The organism is Streptomyces sp. NPDC059787, from assembly GCF_042732315.1.
GTDB lineage: Bacteria > Actinomycetota > Actinomycetes > Streptomycetales > Streptomycetaceae > Streptomyces > Streptomyces atrovirens.
The window spans coordinates 1-15,989 of the sequence record NZ_JBHWHX010000035.1; the positions used below are offsets into that span (position 1 = coordinate 1).

19 protein-coding genes are annotated in these 15,989 nt (G+C 72.6%); 10 read left to right on the forward strand and 9 right to left on the reverse strand.

Features of this window, described 5'->3' with window-relative positions; translation table 11 throughout:
• Window positions 1–26: 26 nt before the first annotated feature.
• Window positions 27–659, reverse strand: a complete 633-nt coding sequence (locus ACFV5H_RS27405) for an FMN-binding negative transcriptional regulator (RefSeq protein ID WP_385197698.1) — start codon at window positions 657–659, stop codon at window positions 27–29.
• On the reverse strand, window positions 659–1,339 hold the full coding sequence (locus ACFV5H_RS27410; RefSeq protein ID WP_385050319.1) for a pyridoxamine 5'-phosphate oxidase family protein: 681 nt from the start codon (window positions 1,337–1,339) through the stop codon (window positions 659–661). The genes ACFV5H_RS27405 and ACFV5H_RS27410 overlap by 1 nt, the downstream gene beginning before the upstream one ends.
• A gap of 35 nt (window positions 1,340–1,374) precedes the next feature.
• Here ACFV5H_RS27410 and ACFV5H_RS27415 point away from each other — a divergent pair, with 35 nt between their 5' ends.
• On the forward strand, window positions 1,375–2,712 hold the full coding sequence (locus ACFV5H_RS27415; protein ID WP_385197700.1) for an aminotransferase class I/II-fold pyridoxal phosphate-dependent enzyme: 1,338 nt from the start codon (window positions 1,375–1,377) through the stop codon (window positions 2,710–2,712).
• Window positions 2,713–2,878: 166 nt separating this feature from the next.
• On the opposite strand, the gene ACFV5H_RS27420 is transcribed toward ACFV5H_RS27415, so the two are convergent.
• Window positions 2,879–3,826 carry a DMT family transporter gene (locus ACFV5H_RS27420; protein ID WP_385050322.1) on the reverse strand — a complete coding sequence of 316 codons (948 nt, stop codon included), beginning with the start codon at window positions 3,824–3,826 and terminating at the stop codon, window positions 2,879–2,881.
• A 75-nt stretch (window positions 3,827–3,901) separates the two neighbouring features.
• On the opposite strand from ACFV5H_RS27420, the gene ACFV5H_RS27425 reads away from it, so the two are divergent.
• Window positions 3,902–4,843, forward strand: a complete 942-nt coding sequence (locus ACFV5H_RS27425; protein ID WP_385197701.1) for a LysR family transcriptional regulator — start codon at window positions 3,902–3,904, stop codon at window positions 4,841–4,843.
• Here the strand turns inward: ACFV5H_RS27425 and ACFV5H_RS27430 are convergent.
• Together ACFV5H_RS27430 and ACFV5H_RS27435 are read right to left on the reverse strand one after the other, a co-directional pair.
• The gene (locus ACFV5H_RS27430; RefSeq protein ID WP_385050326.1) at window positions 4,818–5,288 is read right to left on the reverse strand and encodes a pyridoxamine 5'-phosphate oxidase family protein; all 471 of its coding nucleotides are present in this window, start codon (window positions 5,286–5,288) and stop codon (window positions 4,818–4,820) included. The genes ACFV5H_RS27425 and ACFV5H_RS27430 overlap by 26 nt on opposite strands.
• Before the next feature lie 41 nt (window positions 5,289–5,329).
• A complete protein-coding gene (locus tag ACFV5H_RS27435; RefSeq protein ID WP_385050327.1) occupies window positions 5,330–5,830 on the reverse strand; it encodes a Rieske (2Fe-2S) protein in 501 nt (166 codons plus the stop codon).
• Between the two features lie 198 nt (window positions 5,831–6,028).
• Here ACFV5H_RS27435 and ACFV5H_RS27440 point away from each other — a divergent pair, with 198 nt between their 5' ends.
• Both ACFV5H_RS27440 and ACFV5H_RS27445 read left to right on the forward strand, forming a co-directional pair.
• Window positions 6,029–6,793: a HipA family kinase gene (locus ACFV5H_RS27440; RefSeq protein WP_385050329.1), complete on the forward strand. Its 765-nt coding sequence runs from the start codon at window positions 6,029–6,031 to the stop codon at window positions 6,791–6,793.
• Window positions 6,790–7,179 carry a DUF3037 domain-containing protein gene (locus ACFV5H_RS27445; RefSeq protein WP_385050331.1) on the forward strand — a complete coding sequence of 130 codons (390 nt, stop codon included), beginning with the start codon at window positions 6,790–6,792 and terminating at the stop codon, window positions 7,177–7,179. The genes ACFV5H_RS27440 and ACFV5H_RS27445 overlap by 4 nt, the downstream gene beginning before the upstream one ends.
• Before the next feature lie 115 nt (window positions 7,180–7,294).
• Here the strand turns inward: ACFV5H_RS27445 and ACFV5H_RS27450 are convergent, their stop codons facing one another.
• A complete protein-coding gene (locus ACFV5H_RS27450; RefSeq protein ID WP_385197703.1) occupies window positions 7,295–7,813 on the reverse strand; it encodes an excalibur calcium-binding protein in 519 nt (172 codons plus the stop codon).
• 281 nt (window positions 7,814–8,094) lie between these two features.
• Here ACFV5H_RS27450 and fabG point away from each other — a divergent pair, with 281 nt between their 5' ends.
• The 5 genes from fabG to ACFV5H_RS27475 all read left to right on the forward strand — a co-directional run bounded on the left by fabG (window position 8,095) and on the right by ACFV5H_RS27475 (window position 12,921).
• Window positions 8,095–8,856 (forward strand): 3-oxoacyl-ACP reductase FabG, encoded by a 762-nt coding sequence (gene fabG / locus ACFV5H_RS27455; protein ID WP_030865253.1) that lies wholly within the window; start codon window positions 8,095–8,097, stop codon window positions 8,854–8,856.
• A gap of 13 nt (window positions 8,857–8,869) precedes the next feature.
• Entirely contained in the window at window positions 8,870–9,628 is a 759-nt protein-coding gene (locus ACFV5H_RS27460) for an SDR family oxidoreductase (RefSeq protein ID WP_383462306.1), read from the forward strand.
• A 277-nt stretch (window positions 9,629–9,905) separates the two neighbouring features.
• Entirely contained in the window at window positions 9,906–11,492 is a 1,587-nt protein-coding gene (locus tag ACFV5H_RS27465) for an ABC transporter substrate-binding protein (RefSeq protein WP_385050335.1), read from the forward strand.
• Between the two features lie 90 nt (window positions 11,493–11,582).
• Window positions 11,583–12,266, forward strand: coding sequence for a uracil-DNA glycosylase (ung, locus tag ACFV5H_RS27470; RefSeq protein WP_385050337.1), 684 nt, complete (start codon window positions 11,583–11,585; stop codon window positions 12,264–12,266).
• A gap of 139 nt (window positions 12,267–12,405) precedes the next feature.
• Complete coding sequence (locus ACFV5H_RS27475; protein WP_385050339.1) at window positions 12,406–12,921, forward strand: hypothetical protein; 516 nt, start codon at window positions 12,406–12,408, stop codon at window positions 12,919–12,921.
• A gap of 23 nt (window positions 12,922–12,944) precedes the next feature.
• On the opposite strand, the gene ACFV5H_RS27480 is transcribed toward ACFV5H_RS27475, so the two are convergent.
• The 3 genes from ACFV5H_RS27480 to ACFV5H_RS27490 form a co-directional block, all read right to left on the reverse strand.
• Window positions 12,945–13,436, reverse strand: a complete 492-nt coding sequence (locus ACFV5H_RS27480) for a hypothetical protein (protein WP_385197704.1) — start codon at window positions 13,434–13,436, stop codon at window positions 12,945–12,947.
• A 113-nt stretch (window positions 13,437–13,549) separates the two neighbouring features.
• Complete coding sequence (locus ACFV5H_RS27485; protein ID WP_385050340.1) at window positions 13,550–14,062, reverse strand: DinB family protein; 513 nt, start codon at window positions 14,060–14,062, stop codon at window positions 13,550–13,552.
• Between the two features lie 30 nt (window positions 14,063–14,092).
• Window positions 14,093–14,695: a TetR/AcrR family transcriptional regulator gene (locus ACFV5H_RS27490; RefSeq protein ID WP_385050342.1), complete on the reverse strand. Its 603-nt coding sequence runs from the start codon at window positions 14,693–14,695 to the stop codon at window positions 14,093–14,095.
• A 92-nt stretch (window positions 14,696–14,787) separates the two neighbouring features.
• On the opposite strand from ACFV5H_RS27490, the gene ACFV5H_RS27495 reads away from it, so the two are divergent.
• Window positions 14,788–15,981 carry an FAD-dependent monooxygenase gene (locus tag ACFV5H_RS27495; RefSeq protein WP_385197706.1) on the forward strand — a complete coding sequence of 398 codons (1,194 nt, stop codon included), beginning with the start codon at window positions 14,788–14,790 and terminating at the stop codon, window positions 15,979–15,981.
• Window positions 15,982–15,989: the final 8 nt, after the last annotated feature.

The window sequence follows — 15,989 nt, forward strand, 5'->3', positions numbered from 1 at the left end:
CTCGGATATGGGTATAAGAGACAGGGTCAGGCCGGCTGCCGGCGCAGGACGTGCGCGCGTGCCTCCGCGTCACGCGCGCCGTCCCGGTCCGCCAGCCCGGCCGCGATGCGTTCCCGTACCGCCTCGGACCGCTTGCCCGCGTACTTGAACTTCGCCCGTACGCCCGTCACTTCGAGCCGGAGCCCGCGGATCCCGGACAGCAGCCTGCCGTACGGGGCCTCGCCCGCCGCCGCCGGCGCGGAGCCGCCCTCCGGCTGGAAGTGGCCGACCTGGCGGTTGAGGAGCGCGGCCTTCTGTGCCGGATCGTCCACGACATGGGCGCGGCAGCGCAGTTGGACGGACGCGTAGAGGCTCGTCGGAACGCCGTGCTCGGGCGGGGTGCCGGGCTCGGCCTGCCAGGGGCCGGGGACGTAGACGTAGTCGTCGACCACGCTCAGCACGACCTCCGGGTTCGCCTCGACGGCGTGCCAGAGCGGGTTGGGCCGGGCCAGGTGGGTGACCGCCTCGCCGCGCTCGGCGTCGTAGGCGAAGTGCAGGGGCTGGACGTGGGGCGGCTCGCCCGGCGGGCCGTTGACCGCGAGCTGTCCGAAGTCGTGCACGGCCAGCCACCGCTGCCACTCGTCGTCGTCGCGGGGCGCGTCCCAGGGATGGATCAGCATCACAGGGCCGTCAGGTAGCCGGGCAGCTCGGTGCCGGGGGCCAGGTCCGGGTCGGCGAGCGGGGTGTCGTAGCCCTTGCGCAGCGGGACGACGCCGGCCCAGTGGGGGAGGGCGAGGTCCTCGGGCTCGTCGTTGACCCCGCCGGTGCGCAGCTTGGCGGAGACCTCGTCCAGGTCGAGGCGGATCACCGCGGTGGCGGCCAGTTCCTTCTTGTCGGCCGGCCGGGAGTCGGCGGCGCGGCCCGGTACGACATGGTCCACCAGGGCGTCGAGGGCCTGCCGCTTCTCCTCGGGGTCGGTCACGTCGTAGGCCACGCCGTGGACCACCACGGAGCGGTAGTTGATCGAGTGGTGGAAGGCCGAGCGGGCCAGCACCAGACCGTCGACGTGGGTGACGGTCAGGCAGACCGGGAGGCCGGGATCGGCCTGGCCCGCCGCGCGCAGCGGGCGCGAGCCGGTCGAACCGTGCACGTAGAGGACCTCACCGACCCGGCCGTACAGCGTGGGCAGCACCACCGGCGCGCCGTCCCGGACGAAGCCGAGATGGCAGACGTAGCCCTCGTCGAGTATCGCGTGCACCAGCTCCTTGTCGTACGCGGCACGGTCGGGGGAGCGGGTGGGGACGGTGCGCTCGGTGGGCGGGTAGGTGTCGGCGGGCCGCTGCTGCGGGGTCCCCTGCATGGCGCTCTCCATTGCACTAGTGCATAATCGGCTTTGTGCTAGGAGAGTATCGGATCAGTGGGCGGCGTGCGGCGGAGATTTCCGCGAGCATCGAGCGCGCGGTGGGGGAGGGGGCGCTGGGGCCGGGCGAACTGCTGCCTCCTCTGAGGGAGTTGGCGGATCGGCTCGGGGTGAACCCGAACACCGTCGCCGCCGCGTACCGGACCCTGCGCGAGCGCGGGGTCATCGAGACCGCGGGCCGGCGGGGGAGCCGGGTGCGGTCCAAGCCGGCCACCACCGCGCGTGAGCTCATCCGGGTGGAGGTCCCGCCGGGCGTGCGGAACCTGTCCGAGGGCAACCCGGACCCGGCGCTGCTGCCCGCGCTGGCCGGGGCGTTCGCTGCGGCGGCCGGGGAGGGCGACCGGGAGCCGGTGCTGTACGGGCACGCGCCCGTGGAGCCCGAGCTGGCGCGGCTGGCGCGGGCCGGGCTGGACGCCGACGGTGTTCCCGACGGGCCCGTCGCCGTCACCTCGGGCGCGCTGGACGCGATGGAGCGGGTGCTCGTGGCACATCTCCGACCCGGGGACGCGGTCGCGGTGGAGGATCCGGGGTGGGGCAGCCTGCTGGACCTGGTCCCGGCGCTGGGGCTGAGGACCGTCCCCGTGGGGGTCGACGACGAGGGTCCGCTGCCCGATGACGTACGGAGGGCACTGGCGGGCGGGGCGCGGGCCCTGATCGTCACGGACCGGGCGCAGAACCCGACCGGTGCCGCGCTGAGCGCCGCCCGCGCGCGTGCCCTGCGCCCGGTGCTCGCCGACCACCCGGAGACGCTGCTCGTCGAGGACGACCACGGGCACCACATCGTCGACCTGCCGCTGCACGCCTTGGCGGGTACGACCCGTAGCTGGGCCTTCGTGCGCTCGGCGGCCAAGGCCTACGGTCCCGACCTGCGGCTCGCGGTGCTCACCGGGGACGCGGTCACCCTCGACCGGGTGCGCGGACGGCAGCGGCTCGGGCCGGGCTGGGTCAGCAGGATCGTCCAGCGGGCGGTGGTGCGGCTGTGGAGCGAGGGCGCGGTGGATCCGGCGGCCGTGGCGGCGCGGTACGGGCGGCGCCGGGAGGCGCTGATCGGGGCGCTGGCCCGGTGCGGGGTCGCGGCACGCGGGCGCAGCGGTATGAACGTGTGGGTGCCGGTCCCCGACGAGACCGGTGCGGTCGCCCGGCTGCTGCACGCGGGCTGGGCGGTGGCGCCCGGTGCCCGCTTCCGGATGAACGCGGCGCCGGGGATCCGGGTCACCGTCTCGACGATCACGGAGGAGGAGATCGGGCCGCTGTCCGAGGCGATCGCCGCGGCGATCGGTCCGGCCGGGGGGCCTGGGCGGACGTATGCCTGAGGTGGGTGTCCGGGGGTGCGGGCCCCCTGCGGTCGGCTGCGTCGGTGGTGAGCTCCGGGGATGTGGGCTGGGCGGGGGTGCTTGCGCAGCCCGGCGTTTGCGGGGTGCCGTCGCGCCCACCCGTGCCGCCCCAGCGGCACGACTGCCCGCGGTGGCGGGGTGGGGACTACGTGGGCTTTCTCGGCCGCACCTGGGTCAGTGCCGCGCCCGCCAGGACGATCGCCGCGCCCACCGGTGTCGACCAGGTCAGGGTTTCGCCGAGGATGGCGATGCCGGCCGCGGCGGCGATCACCGGGACGAAGTAGGTGACCATCTGGCCGGTCGTCGGGCCGACCTCGGCGACCAGGCCGTACTGGATGAGTACGGCCAGACCCGTGCCCAGCATGCCCAGCGCGGCGATCGCCAGCAGCGGGCCGACGGCGAACCCGGTCGGCAGTGTGGTGAACAGCGGGGTGACGACGGCCAGCTGGACCGTGGCCAGCAGCAACTGGCCGCCGGTCAGGGACAGGTTCGAGTGGCTGCTGCCCGCCAGGGTGCGGCGGACGTAGATCCAGCCGACGGGGTAGCTCAGCGAGGCCAGCAGGGCCAGCGTCGTGCCGCGGGCGTCCAGGCCCTCGAAGCCCTGCCAGGCGCCCAGCACGGTCAGCACCCCGAGGAAGCCGAGGCCGAGCCCCGCCACCCGGACCCGGGTCGGCCGGTCCTCGGAGAGCGCCACCAGCGACAGCGCCATGCCCCACAGTGGCGAGGTCGCGTTGCAGATGCCGGCCAGCGTGGACGGGATGGTCAGCTCCGCGAAGGCGAACAGCGAGAACGGCAGGGCGTTCAGCAGGAACCCGGCGACCGCGAGATGACCCCAGGTCCGCGCACCGCGCGGCAGCCCCTCCCGCCGTACCGCCATCGCCACCGCCAGGACGGCGGTACCGAAGGCCAGCCGGCCGAAGGTGACCTGGAAGGGGGCGTAGCCCTGGGTGCCGACCTTGATGAGGAGGAAGCTGAACCCCCAGATCAGGGAGAGCGCGCCGAAACGCAGCCGCCAGTCCAGGCGGGGGCGGACGGGTTCCGGGGCGGGGCCGGCCGGGGCCGGTGCGGTGGTGGTCGCGGTGACGCTGCTCATGGACGCAACGATGCGGGACATCCATCTCGTAGCACAATCGAGATTTCGCACGCGGTATCTCGTAGCATCGCTTACATGTTGAACCTGGAGCGCCTGCGTACCCTCGACGCCCTCGCCCGGCACGGCTCGGTCAGCGGCGCGGCCGAGGGGCTGCACATCACGACCTCGGCCGTCTCGCAGCAGATGTCCAAGCTGGAGCGCGAGGCCGGTCAGCAGCTGCTGGCCAAGAACGGGCGGGGCGTCCGGCTCACGGACGCGGGCCGGCTGCTCGCCGAGCACGCGGCGCGCATCCTCTCCCAGGTCGAGCTCGCCCAGTCCGACCTGGAGGCGCAGCGCGGACAGGTCGCCGGTGAGCTGCGGGTCTCGGCGTTCCCGACCGCCGCGCGGGGGCTGTTCCCGGTGGCCCTGCGGGACCTGCGCGAACGGCACCCCGCGCTGCGCGTGCGCTCCCGCGAGCAGGAGCCGGAGCAGGGCATCCGGGGAGTGGTGCGCGGGGACCTCGATCTCGCGGTGGTGCTCGACTGGTACAACAAGCCGATGCCGTTGCCCGACGGTCTGGTCAAGGCGCCCCTGCTGGACGACCCGGCCGATGTGGCGCTCCCGGCCGGCCACCGGTTCGCCGGCCGGGACGAGGTGGACCTCGCCGACTTCGCCGAGGACGAGTGGATCACCTGGGGCGAGGGCGAGTTCTGCCACGAGTGGTTGATGTTCACCCTGCGCTCCAAGGGCATCGAGCCGGTCATCGGCCACCGCGCCGCCGAGAGCCACACCCAGCTCGGCCTGGTCGCGGCGGGGCTCGGCGTCTGCATCGCCCCGCTGCTGGGCCGCAACCCGCTGCCCGACGGGGTGGTGACCGTCCCGCTCAAACAGCGCGTACGACGGCACGTCTTCGTCGTCTGGCGCGCGGACGCCGACCGCCGCCCGTCGATCCGGGCGGCGGTACAGGCACTGCGGGCGGCGGGGGAGTGTGTCGGGGTGATGGGCGAGAGCCCTACGGCAGTGTCGGCAGCTTCCTGAAGTCCCAGGAAACGATCTTCTCCGGGGTCAGACGCAGCCAGGCGTGCCGCCCGTCGTGGGGCATCTCGTCCAGGCCGAAGTTCTTGCGGGCGAACAGCGTCTCCGGAACGTCGAGTTCCGCGCGCAGTTCGCCGGTGCGCGGGATCTCGCCCACGAACTCCACCCGCCCGGACAGCTCCGCGCCGCGCAGCTCGTCGTACTCCTCGCCCGTGTCGACCACGATCGCCACCCGCGGATCCCGCCGCAGATCCGCCCAGCGCCTGCTGCGCACCACGGAGTACAGCCACAGCGAGGTGCCGTCCCAGGCGAACCAGAGCGTGCTGACGTGCGGCGCTCCGTCGGCGGAGACCGTGGCGACCCGGCAGGTGCGCTGGACGGTGAGGAAGTCGTCCAGCTCACCGGGCGTCATCATGATCTTCCGGCCCCGGCGCTGCGTGGCGGTCATACGGCCCCTTCGTCTCTCGTGTCGTGCCCGGCGCCGGCGACTCAGGCGAGGGTGATCGAGTCCCCGCTCACCGCGATCTCCACGGCGGGCAGCGGCTTGGTCGCCGGGCCGCTCTGCACACTGCCGTCGGTGATGGAGAAGTTGCTGTTGTGGCAGGGGCAGTTGATGAGCCCGTCGGCGATGCTCTTCACCGCGCACCCCTGGTGGGTGCAGGTCGCCGAGAACGCCTTGAACTCGCCCGCCGTCGGCTGGGTGACGACCACCTTACGGTCGGCGAAGACCTTTCCGCCGCCCTCGGGGATGTCGGCGGTCGAGGCGAGCGGGTCGGCACCGGCGTTCTCGCCGCCGCCCGAACCCCCGCCGCTCGCGCCGTCGCCGTCCGGCGAGGCACCGGTGGAGCCGGAGTCCACGGAGGAGTTCGACGTGTCGTCGTCGGAGCCTCCGCACGCGGTCAGCGCGACGGCGAGGCCCGCCGCTCCGGCCGCCGCCACGACGGTTCGACGGGCGGGTCCCGATGCGGATGTGAGCGATGCGCTGGTCATGCCGATGTGTCCCTTCCGGGGTTGCGTGATCTGGGGAGAGGTACGGTCAGCGGGCCCACGCTGTTCATGCGATGCCGAGAGCTTGGCGTGTCCGCGGTCTGACGGGCGTAAATCACGGCTGTCGTTTCGCTGTCGGGCTCCGGGCAATCCCGCACGGGTCGCCTCCGACGTGCGGCGACACGCCAGTAGCCTGGTGCGATGCTGAAGGAAGTCACCGCGACCCGTTTCATCGCGCCGCTGCGCGAGGGCGGCTCGCTGCCGGGACTGATCGAGGCCGACGACCTCGGCACGTACGTGCTGAAGTTCGCCGGCGCCGGACAGGGCCGCAAGACGCTGGTCGCCGAGGTCGTCTGCGGGGAACTCGCCCGCCGGCTGGGACTGAGGGTGCCCCGCCTGGTCACCGTCGAGCTCGACCCCGTGCTGGGGCTCGGCGAGCCCGAGCAGGAGGTGCAGCGGCTGCTGAAGTCCAGCGGCGGCACCAACCTCGGCATGGACTTCCTCTCCGGCGCCCTCGGCTTCGACCCGCTCGCCTTCGAGGTGAGCCCCGAGGAGGCCGGGCGGATCGTCTGGTTCGACGCGCTGGTGAACAACGTCGACCGCTCCTGGCGCAACCCCAACATGCTCCGCCGGCACGGCGAACTGTGGCTCATCGACCACGGCGCGACCATGATCTGGCATCACAACTGGCCCGGCGCGGCAGCCTCCGCCGCCCGCCCCTACGACGCCTCCGACCACGCCCTGAAGTCGTTCGCGCCGGACATCGCGTCCGCCGCGGCCCGGCTCGCGCCGCAGGTAACCGAGGAACTGCTCGCCGAGGTCACCGCGGAGATCCCCGACCTCTGGCTGACCGGCGAGCCCGGCTTCGACACCCCGGACGAACTCCGGTCGGCCTACGCGCGGCCGCTGATCGCCCGCGCGGCCACCGTCCACCACGACATCCACGGCCTCGAGGGGGACCAGTGAGCGACCGGCACGTTTTCGAGTACGCGCTGCTGCGGGTCGTACCGCGCGTCGAACGCGGGGAGTGCGTCAACGCCGGGGTGCTCGTGTACTGCCGCCCCAAGTCGTTCGTCGCGGCCCGCACCCATCTCGACGAGGCGCGGCTGCTGGCCCTCGACCCGAAGGCCGACGTGCCCGGCGTACGGGCCGCGCTGCGCGCCGTCGAGGGCGTCTGCGCGGGCGGGGACGCGGCAGGGCAGGCGGCGGGGGACGACGCAGGACGGCGCTTCCGCTGGCTGATCGCACCCCGGTCCACCATCGTCCAGCCCGGCCCCGTGCACACCGGGCTCACCACCGACCCGGCGGCGGAGGCGGAACGGCTGCTGGAACTGCTCGTACTCGTACGCTGACCGGGATCGTGGGCGGCTGCGGGTGGTCGGTGGCTGGGCGCGGAGCTGTGTCGGTACGCGGCTCCACCGCGTGGGCGCGAACAGCCACGAACCACCCGCGGCCGCCCACGACCCGTCAGGTCCGGTGACGTTTCACCAGGTAACCGGTCGCGGCCACGGCGCCTGTCACAAATGTCGCGCCGATGCCCATGTCCCAGCCGCTCGGCCCGGACCCCGACGAGCCTCCCAGCCCGCCCTGCACGCCGCGCGTCGGGGCGACGGACGCGGGAGTCGTGGGCGCGACGGGTGTCCTGGTGGGCGCGGCGGTCGTCGGTGCGACGAGTGTCCTGGTGGGCGCGGCGGTCGTCGGCGCCGGTGACGGCGACCGGGTCGGCGCCGAGGTGGCGGGGGCCGGACGGAAGGTGGACGACGTGAGACCACGCCGGGGCAGCGCCTCGCAGGCCACTCCGTCGTCCGGACCCGGGTCCTCGTCGAGCCGGTGCGGATCGCTCCGGTCCGTGTCGAAGAAGACCTGCGCGTCCTCCTGGTAGGTGAAGTCGCTGCAGTCCAGGTCCTGGGCGTGAGCGGTGTCGGCCAACGGCACGATCGCGGCGAGCGCGATCAGCGTGCCCATGGCACCGGTGCGACGGCGCATGGAGCGCCTCCTTTCCGGCCGCGGGTGGCTCGCGCTTCGACGCTAGAGGCCGTCCGGCGCCGGGGCGCGCAGCGCTGGGCCGATCGGGTGCTCCACCCGGGGGCCGCCCACGGCGGGGCGGAGACGGCCCCCGCGCGGGGAATGGATCACACGCGCGCGGTGTGCCGTTGACACCGGGTGCCAGGGCTTCTAGCGTCACGTCTGCTGAAGGTACTAAGCGGTCGCTCACCGATTCCGGTCCGGCCGCAGGAGCCGCATCCCAAGCGCGAGGAGAAGCAGCAATGTCCACCACTGAGCAGCGGGTCGCGGTCGTCACCGGCGCCGCGCGCGGCATCGGCGCCGCCACCGCCGTACGACTGGCCGCCGAGGGCCGTGCGGTCGCCGTGATCGACCTCGACGAGGCCGCCTGCAAGGACACCGTCGAGAAGATCACCGCCGCCGGCGGCAAGGCGATCGCGGTCGGCTGCGACGTCTCCGACGAGGCGCAGGTCGAGGCGGCCGTCGCGCGGATCGCCGAGGAGCTCGGCGCGCCCACGATCCTCGTCAACAACGCGGGCGTGCTGCGCGACAACCTGCTGTTCAAGATGAGCGTCTCCGACTGGGACACCGTCATGAACGTGCACCTGCGCGGCGCGTTCCTGATGTCGAAGGCCTGCCAGAAGCACATGGTGGACGCCGGATTCGGCCGGATCGTCAACCTGTCGTCCTCCTCCGCGCTCGGCAACCGCGGCCAGGTCAACTACTCGGCAGCCAAGGCCGGACTCCAGGGCTTCACCAAGACCCTCGCCAAGGAGCTCGGCAAGTTCGGCGTCACCGCCAACGCCGTCGCCCCGGGCTTCATCGCCACCGAGATGACCAAGGCCACCGCCGACCGCGTCGGCATGGGCTTCGAGGACTTCAAGGCCGCCGCCGCCACCCAGATCCCGGTCGCCCGCGTCGGCGAGCCCGAGGACATCGCCAACGCGATCGCCTTCTTCACCGGCGAGGCGGCCGGCTTCGTCTCCGGCCAGGTGCTGTACGTCGCCGGCGGACCGCTCGACTAGGAAGACCGGGAACATGACTGCTGTGGAACTCTCGGGCAAGGTCGCCCTGATCACCGGCGCCAGCCGCGGCATCGGCTACGGCGTCGCCGAGGCGCTGGTCGCGCGCGGCGACCGGGTCTGCATCACGGGCCGGGGCGAGGACGCCCTCAAGGAGGCCGTCGAGAAGCTCGGCGCCGACCGTGCCGTCTACGTCGCCGGCAAGGCGCACGACGAGGCCCATCAGGCCCTCGCCGTCGAGCGCGTGATGGAGGCCTTCGGCCGGGTCGACTATCTGGTCAACAACGCCGGTACCAACCCGGTGTTCGGGCCGATCGCCGACCTCGACCTGAACGTGGCGCGCAAGGTGTTCGAGACCAACGTGATCTCGGCGCTCGGCTTCGCGCAGAAGACCTGGCACGCCTGGCAGAAGGACAACGGCGGCGCGATCGTCAACATCGCCTCCGTGGCGGGCATCGCGCCCTCGCCGTTCATCGCCGCCTACGGTGTCAGCAAGGCCGCGCTGATCAACCTGACCCAGCAGCTGGCGCACGAGTTCGCGCCCGGGGTGCGGGTCAACGCCATCGCCCCGGCCGTGGTGAAGACCAAGTTCGCGCAGGCGCTGTACGAGGGCCGGGAGGCGGAGGCCGCGGCCGGCTACCCGCTGGGCCGGCTCGGCGTGCCCTCCGACATCGGCGGTGCCGCCGCGTTCCTCACCTCGGACCAGTCGGACTGGGTCACCGGCCAGACCCTGGTCGTCGACGGCGGCATCTTCCTCAACGCCGGCGTCGCCTGAACCGAACACCCCGCGCGGTGCGACACATGCGCCGCGCGGGACGGTCCCACGCCCCGCGCGGGTGACGCGAGTGCCCGCGTGGGGCCCCTGTTCGACGATCCGGCACGGGCGTCCGTTGACGAAAACGGCGCCCGTGTCGGCGTATCGGGCCGCGACGGTGCGTGACAACGTAGTCATCGGAGAGTTGATCTCAAGGGTCGTACAGAGAGGGGTCAACGGGGCGAACACTGCGGTATGGTCTGCCGACTCTTGGGACGGCAGAGCGAGGAGCGTGCGCGTGTTCAACCGGAACCGATGCCTGCGGCGGGTGGCGGCCATCGCGTCCATATCGTCCTTGGTGGCCGGGTGCGGCGTCCTGTCGTCCGACACCTCGGACGACGAGGGACCCATCGTCGTGGGAACCACCAGCTCGCCCAGCACGCTGGATCCTGCCGCCTCCTGGGACAGCTCCTGGGAGCTGTTCCGCAACATCTACCAGACCCTGCTGAGCTACCCGGTCGGCGCGAGCACCCCGCAGCCGGACGCCGCCAAGAGCTGCGAGTTCTCCGACAGCTCCAACCAGGTGTTCCGCTGCGAGCTGCGCGAGGGACTGACGTTCTCCGACGGGAGCACCCTCGACGCCGGTGCCGTCAAGCACTCCATCGACCGGATCCGGGAGATCGACGTCAACGGCGGTCCGGCCGGTCTGCTGGGCAGCCTCGAACGGGTGCAGGCGCCCAGCGAGCGCGAGGTCGTCTTCTACCTCAACAAGCCGGACGCCACCTTCCCGTTCGTGCTCGCCACCCCGGCGATGTCCATCGTCGACCCCGACGCCTACCCGGCCGACGCCCTGCGCGAGGACGACGGCGTCGTCGGCTCGGGGCCCTACACCCTCGGGTCGTACAAGGAGGGCGAGGAGGCCGAACTCGCCCGCAACGACCGCTACAAGGGCTTCGCCGAGCGCCGGAACAACGCGGTGACCATCCGCTACTTCCAGAACTCCGGCACCATGGTCAAGGCACTGCGGGACGACCGGATCGACCTGACCTACCGCGGTCTGGCGGCGGGCGACATCATCGATCTCCAGGGCAAGACCTCCAAGGAGGAGGAGCTCCAGCTGATCGACGGCACCGGGACGGACATCAACTACCTGGTGTTCAACCCGAAGGACCCGTGGGCCGGCAAGAAGGCGGTGCGCCAGGCCGTCGCCCAGGTCGTCGACCGCGCGGCGATCGCGCACAAGGTCTACAAGGACACCGTCGACCCGCTGTACTCCATGGTCCCCAAGGGGCTGACCGGGCACACCACCGGCTTCTTCGACGACTACGGCGAGCCCAGCGTGCCCAAGGCCCGGCGGATCCTCACCGAGGCGGGCATCACCGAGCCGGTCCCGCTCACCCTCTGGTACACCACGGACCGCTACGGCTCCGAGACCGGACTGGAGTTCAAGGAGCTCGAGCGGCAGCTGGAGGCGTCGAAACTGTTCGACATCACGCTCAAGAGCCGCCCCTGGAAGACGTACGTCGAGGGCTACCAGAACGGTGAGTACCCGGTGTTCGGGCGCGGCTGGGCCCCCGACTTCCCGGACGCGGACAACTTCATCGCCCCGTTCGTCGGCAAGCAGAACGCGCTCGGCACACCCTACGAGGCGAACGAGATCACAAACGATCTGCTGCCCAGTTCCCGCCGGGAGAGCGACCGAGGGAACGTGGTGAAGCAGTTCGAGGAGGCCCAGCGGATCCTGGTCGGCGACGTGCGGCTGCTGCCGTTGTGGCAGGGCCGGCCGTACGTGGCGGCGAGCCGCGACATCTCGGGCGCGGAGCGGGCCCTGGACCCGTCCACGATCATGATGATGTGGCAACTCTCCCGGAAGACGAGCTGGTAGGGCCGGGTACGGCCGTTCGCCGGGCCGGTTGTCAGTGGTCGCCTGTAGGTTCTGTGGTCTGGAAGCGACCGCACACGTAAGGACAATGACGTGACCGACATCGCCATGCTGCCCGAGTCCTGGCGCGGGGTTCTGGGCGACGAGCTGCAGCAGTCCTACTTCAAGGAGCTGACAGAGTTCGTCGAGGAGGAGCGGGCGAACGGTCCGGTCTACCCGCCCCGCGAGGAGGTCTTCGCGGCGCTGGAGGCCACGCCGTACGACAAGGTGAAGGTCCTGGTCCTCGGCCAGGACCCGTACCACGGCGAGGGCCAGGGACACGGCCTGTGCTTCTCCGTCCGCCCGGGCGTGAAGATCCCCCCGTCCCTGCGCAACATCTACAAGGAGATGCACGCCGAGCTGGGCACGCCCGTCCCGGACAACGGCTATCTGATGCCGTGGGCCGAGCAGGGCGTGCTGCTGCTCAACGCGGTGCTCACGGTCCGCTCCGGTGAGGCCAACTCCCACAAGGGCAAGGGCTGGGAGCTGTTCACCGACGCGGTGATCCGCGCGGTGGCGGACCGCCCCGACCCGGCGGTCTTCGTGCTGTGGGGCAACTACGCGCAGAAGAAGCTGCCGCTGATCGACGAGAGCCGGCATGTGGTGGTCAAGGGGGCGCACCCCTCGCCGCTGTCCGCGAAGAAGTTCTTCGGGTCCCGGCCGTTCACGCAGATCAACGAGGCGGTGGCCGCTCAGGGCCACGAGCCGATCGACTGGACCGTCCCGAACCTGGGCTGAGGCCGCCCCGCCGGGTGCGGAGCGCTTCGTCGGCCCCGCACCCGGCCCGCTTGAGGTACTACGGAGCGGCTTGTCCGGTATTGCCCGGGCCTGCGGTTAGCGTCGGGGGCGACAGTCGGCGAGCGGTGCGGAGGACGCGGTGGCGGAGCGACAGGAGCAGGCGGCGCCGGACGCCGTGCTCACGCGGATCGGTCAGGTCGTGATGCTGCACCACGCGGGGGACCGCGAGGAGGCCCGGCACCGGTTGCTCGGTCTGTGGGCGGAGATCGGCGAGCACGGGGACCCGCTGCACCGCTGCACCCTGGCCCACTACCTCGCCGACACACAGGACGACCCCGAGGACGAACTGGCCTGGGACCTGCGGGCGCTGACGGCGGCCGAGGAGGTGGCGGACGACCGCGTCGACGCGTACGGGGAATCCCTCGCCGTGCGCGCGCTCTACCCGTCCCTGCAGCTCAGCCTGGCCGCCGACTACGCCCGCCTCGGCCGCCCCGACGCCGCCCGCACCCATCTCCACCGGGCCCGGGGCGCCGCCCGCACCCTGGCCGACGACCGCTACGGCGAGGGTGTACGGGCCGCCATCCGGCGGCTGGAGATCCGGCTGGACGAGGACGGGACGCCCGAGGGCCGGTGGCCGCCGGGACGACGTTCCTAGGACCGGCACCGCTCCGGCCCGGTTCAGCCTCCGTACGTCTTCTCGCAGATGGTCGCCTCCGGGCTGCCCGGGCGCCAGCCGCCGTACCGCCTGCCCAGCGCGCACACGTCCGTTCCACCGGAGGAGCCGCGGCGCATCGGCTCCGGCACACCGGGGAGGTCCGTCGCGGGAGGGCGCGGCCGGCCGTTCCCGCCGGTCCCGGGACGGGCCGGCCGGGCCTGCCCGTTCCGGTCGTCGGGCGGTGTGCCCCGCTCCGGCGTGGCCCTGGGAGCGGCCCGGTGCGACGGGGACGCGGGCGTCTTCGAGGGCCGGGACGGGCCGATCATCTCCAGGGCCTCGCGCGCCGGTGCCTGCACGACCTCCGTCTCGTCGCCCCCGACCGGCCGTGGCTCCGACCCCTGGGACGGTGCCGTCGCCGGTCCGGGTGCGAGGGGACGGTGGACCGTCACACAGCCCGAGAGGGCCGAGACCGCCACGGTCACCAGAAGCGTTGCTGTGGTCGTCGTTCGATGCACCCGCGCCACTCTGCTGGCTCCGGCCGCCCTGGGGAGGCCGGACAGGCACAGCATGCCCCGCACGGGTGATCTCCCGCCCCGTACGGGGGCTTCCGGACGCCCCGCGGGTGACGTCAGTCGCCGGTGGCGCCGTCGACGCGCTCGCGGAGCAGGTCGGCGTGGCCGTTGTGACGCGCGTACTCCTCGATCATGTGGGTGTAGATCCAGCGCAGACTGTACGGATCGTCGCTGAACCTGTGACGGCCCCGGGACAGGTCGTCCAGGGCGAAGCCGGCCGCGTTGCGCCGGGCGGCGCCTATCTCGGACTGCCAGGTCGCGTACGCCTCCTGCCAGGTGTCCGCCTCGGTCAGATGGAACTCGCCGTCCCGGTCGGCCTCGCTGTAGTACAGGGGGGCGGCGTCCTCGTCCACGAGCACCCTGCGGAACCAGCTCCGTTCCACCTCCGACATGTGCCGCACCAGGCCCATCAGGGACAGCTCCGAGGGTGGCACCGACGCGGTGCGCAGCTGCTCGTCGGTCAGCCCTTCGCACTTCCGGGCGAGGGTGCTGCGGTGATAGTCGAGCCATCCCTCCAGCATGGTGCGTTCGTCGGCGTTGACGGCGGGTTCACTGCGCTCGATCGTCATGCCGCCATCCTTGCCCAGCGAGACCCCCCTTCACCAGGGCTTTTCGGTGCCGAGCATCCCCGCCAGCAGTTCCCCGAGGTCCGCGCGCACCTCCGCGAGGCCCGGAACGCGCGCGCTGAAGGAACCGGCCACGCAGGAGAACATCAGCCCGTCCGCCCAGGCGATCAGCGACAGGCAATGACGGTCGGGGTCCGTCGAGCCCAGCCCGGTGACGAGGGCGGTGAGCAGGTCGCGGAAGCGGGCACCGGCCGCGTCGAAGTGCGCCCGCAGTTCGGGGCGGCGGGTGGCCTCCAGGGCCAGCTCGTAGCGGGCGAGCGTCAGCGCCCGGTTGCGGGTCAGCGCGCGGTGGGTGGCCAGTGCCAGGGCGTCCACCAGTGAGCCGGCGCCGGCCCGCGGGTCGGGCATCTCGTGCAGCGCGAGAACCCGTGCCTCCCGCTCGGCGAGCCGCCGTACCGCCAGCTCGAGGAGCGCCTGGCGGGTGCGCGCCAGGTTCGAGGTGGACCCCTGGGGGAGTCCGGCCGCCTCGTCGACCGCCCGGTGGGTGAGTCCGCGCATCCCGCGTTCGGCGAGCAGGGCGAGGGCGGTGTCGGCGACGAGATCGGCACGGGCGGCGCCTGCGGTGCGTACGGACATGGAGGTCAAACTACCCACCTCACTACGGACGTAGTACGTTGGAGTCCTGCGTTCACTACAGGTGTAGTTCGAGTGTGGTGCGAGGAGGAGTCATGGCACGGACCGGACGGGCGATCGTCATCGGCGGAGGGATCGGCGGCCTGACCGCGGCAGCCGCCCTGCACCGGCGCGGTGTGCGGGTGACGGTGCTGGAGCGGGCCGGCTCACTGGAACCCGTCGGCGCGGCCATCTCCCTGGCCCCCAACGCCCTGCGCGGGCTGGACGTCATCGGGCTCGGCGACGACATCCGCGCCCTGTCCGCCTGGCAGGGCGACGGAGGGCTGCGCGCGCCGGGCGGACGGTGGCTGTCCCGTACCAGCGCCGCCGCGGCGACCGAGCGCTTCGGCGGCCCCCTCGTCCTGCTGCACCGCGCCACCCTCGTCGGCCACCTGGCCGCGCTGCTCCCGTCGGACGCCGTCCGCACGGCCACCGAAGCCCGCCTCCTCGACCCCGGTGTCCCCGGAGACTCCGGCCGGCCGGCCCGCGTCGGCACCCCCGACGGCGAACTGGAGGCCGACCTCGTGGTGGCCGCCGACGGCATCCACTCCGCCGTACGCCGCGTGCTGTTCCCCGGCCACCCCGGGCCCGTGTACGCCGGGTTCACCACCTGGCGGGTGGTGATCCCGCTGCCCGGCGTGGAGTTCGCCTCCCACGAGACCTGGGGCCGGGGCCGCATCTGGGGCACGCATCCGCTCAAGGACGGCCGGGTCTACGCCTACGCCGCCGCCGTGGCCCCCGCCGGGGAGCACGCCCCCGACGACGAGCGGGCCGAACTGCTGCGGCTCTACGGCGACTGGCACACCCCGGTCCCCGACGTACTGGCCGCCGCCCGACCCGAGGACGTACTCCGCCACGACGTCCACCACATCACCGAGCCGCTGCCCGCCTACCACCACGGCCGGGTGGCCCTGGTCGGCGACGCCGCGCACGCCATGCCGCCGACCCTCGGCCAGGGCGGCAACCAGGCCGTCGAGGACGCGATCACCCTCGCCCACCACGCCGGTGACCTGCCCGCCTACACCGCGGCCCGGCTGCCCCGCACCACCGGGATCGCCCGCCGGGCCGTGAAGGTGGCCCGCTTCAACCTGATGACCGGCCGCGTCGGCGTCGCCGTACGCGACAACGCGGTCGCCGCGCTGTCGAAGGCCGGACCGGCCCTGTTCCTGCGCGGCTTCGACTCGATCGCCGGCTGGTGCCCGCCGCAGCAGCCGTATGCTTCGCAGCACACCACGCAAGGCAATGGCTAGAGGAGAAC

Excerpts from the sequence above, each read along its gene's own strand:
- ACFV5H_RS27440 (WP_385050329.1), top strand. The coding sequence starts at position 6,029 with ATGCTGAAGGAAGTCACCGCGACCCGTTTCATCGCGCCGCTGCGCGAG.
- ACFV5H_RS27485 (WP_385050340.1), bottom strand. The coding sequence starts at position 14,062 with ATGACGATCGAGCGCAGTGAACCCGCCGTCAACGCCGACGAACGCACC.
- ACFV5H_RS27405 (WP_385197698.1), bottom strand. The coding sequence starts at position 659 with ATGCTGATCCATCCCTGGGACGCGCCCCGCGACGACGACGAGTGGCAG.
- ACFV5H_RS27420 (WP_385050322.1), bottom strand. The coding sequence starts at position 3,826 with ATGAGCAGCGTCACCGCGACCACCACCGCACCGGCCCCGGCCGGCCCC.
- ACFV5H_RS27435 (WP_385050327.1), bottom strand. The coding sequence starts at position 5,830 with ATGACCAGCGCATCGCTCACATCCGCATCGGGACCCGCCCGTCGAACC.
- ACFV5H_RS27430 (WP_385050326.1), bottom strand. The coding sequence starts at position 5,288 with ATGACCGCCACGCAGCGCCGGGGCCGGAAGATCATGATGACGCCCGGT.
- ACFV5H_RS27450 (WP_385197703.1), bottom strand. The coding sequence starts at position 7,813 with ATGCGCCGTCGCACCGGTGCCATGGGCACGCTGATCGCGCTCGCCGCG.
- ACFV5H_RS27495 (WP_385197706.1), top strand. The coding sequence starts at position 14,788 with ATGGCACGGACCGGACGGGCGATCGTCATCGGCGGAGGGATCGGCGGC.
- ACFV5H_RS27425 (WP_385197701.1), top strand. The coding sequence starts at position 3,902 with ATGTTGAACCTGGAGCGCCTGCGTACCCTCGACGCCCTCGCCCGGCAC.
- ACFV5H_RS27490 (WP_385050342.1), bottom strand. The coding sequence starts at position 14,695 with ATGTCCGTACGCACCGCAGGCGCCGCCCGTGCCGATCTCGTCGCCGAC.
- fabG (WP_030865253.1), top strand. The coding sequence starts at position 8,095 with ATGTCCACCACTGAGCAGCGGGTCGCGGTCGTCACCGGCGCCGCGCGC.
- ACFV5H_RS27460 (WP_383462306.1), top strand. The coding sequence starts at position 8,870 with ATGACTGCTGTGGAACTCTCGGGCAAGGTCGCCCTGATCACCGGCGCC.
- ACFV5H_RS27410 (WP_385050319.1), bottom strand. The coding sequence starts at position 1,339 with ATGCAGGGGACCCCGCAGCAGCGGCCCGCCGACACCTACCCGCCCACC.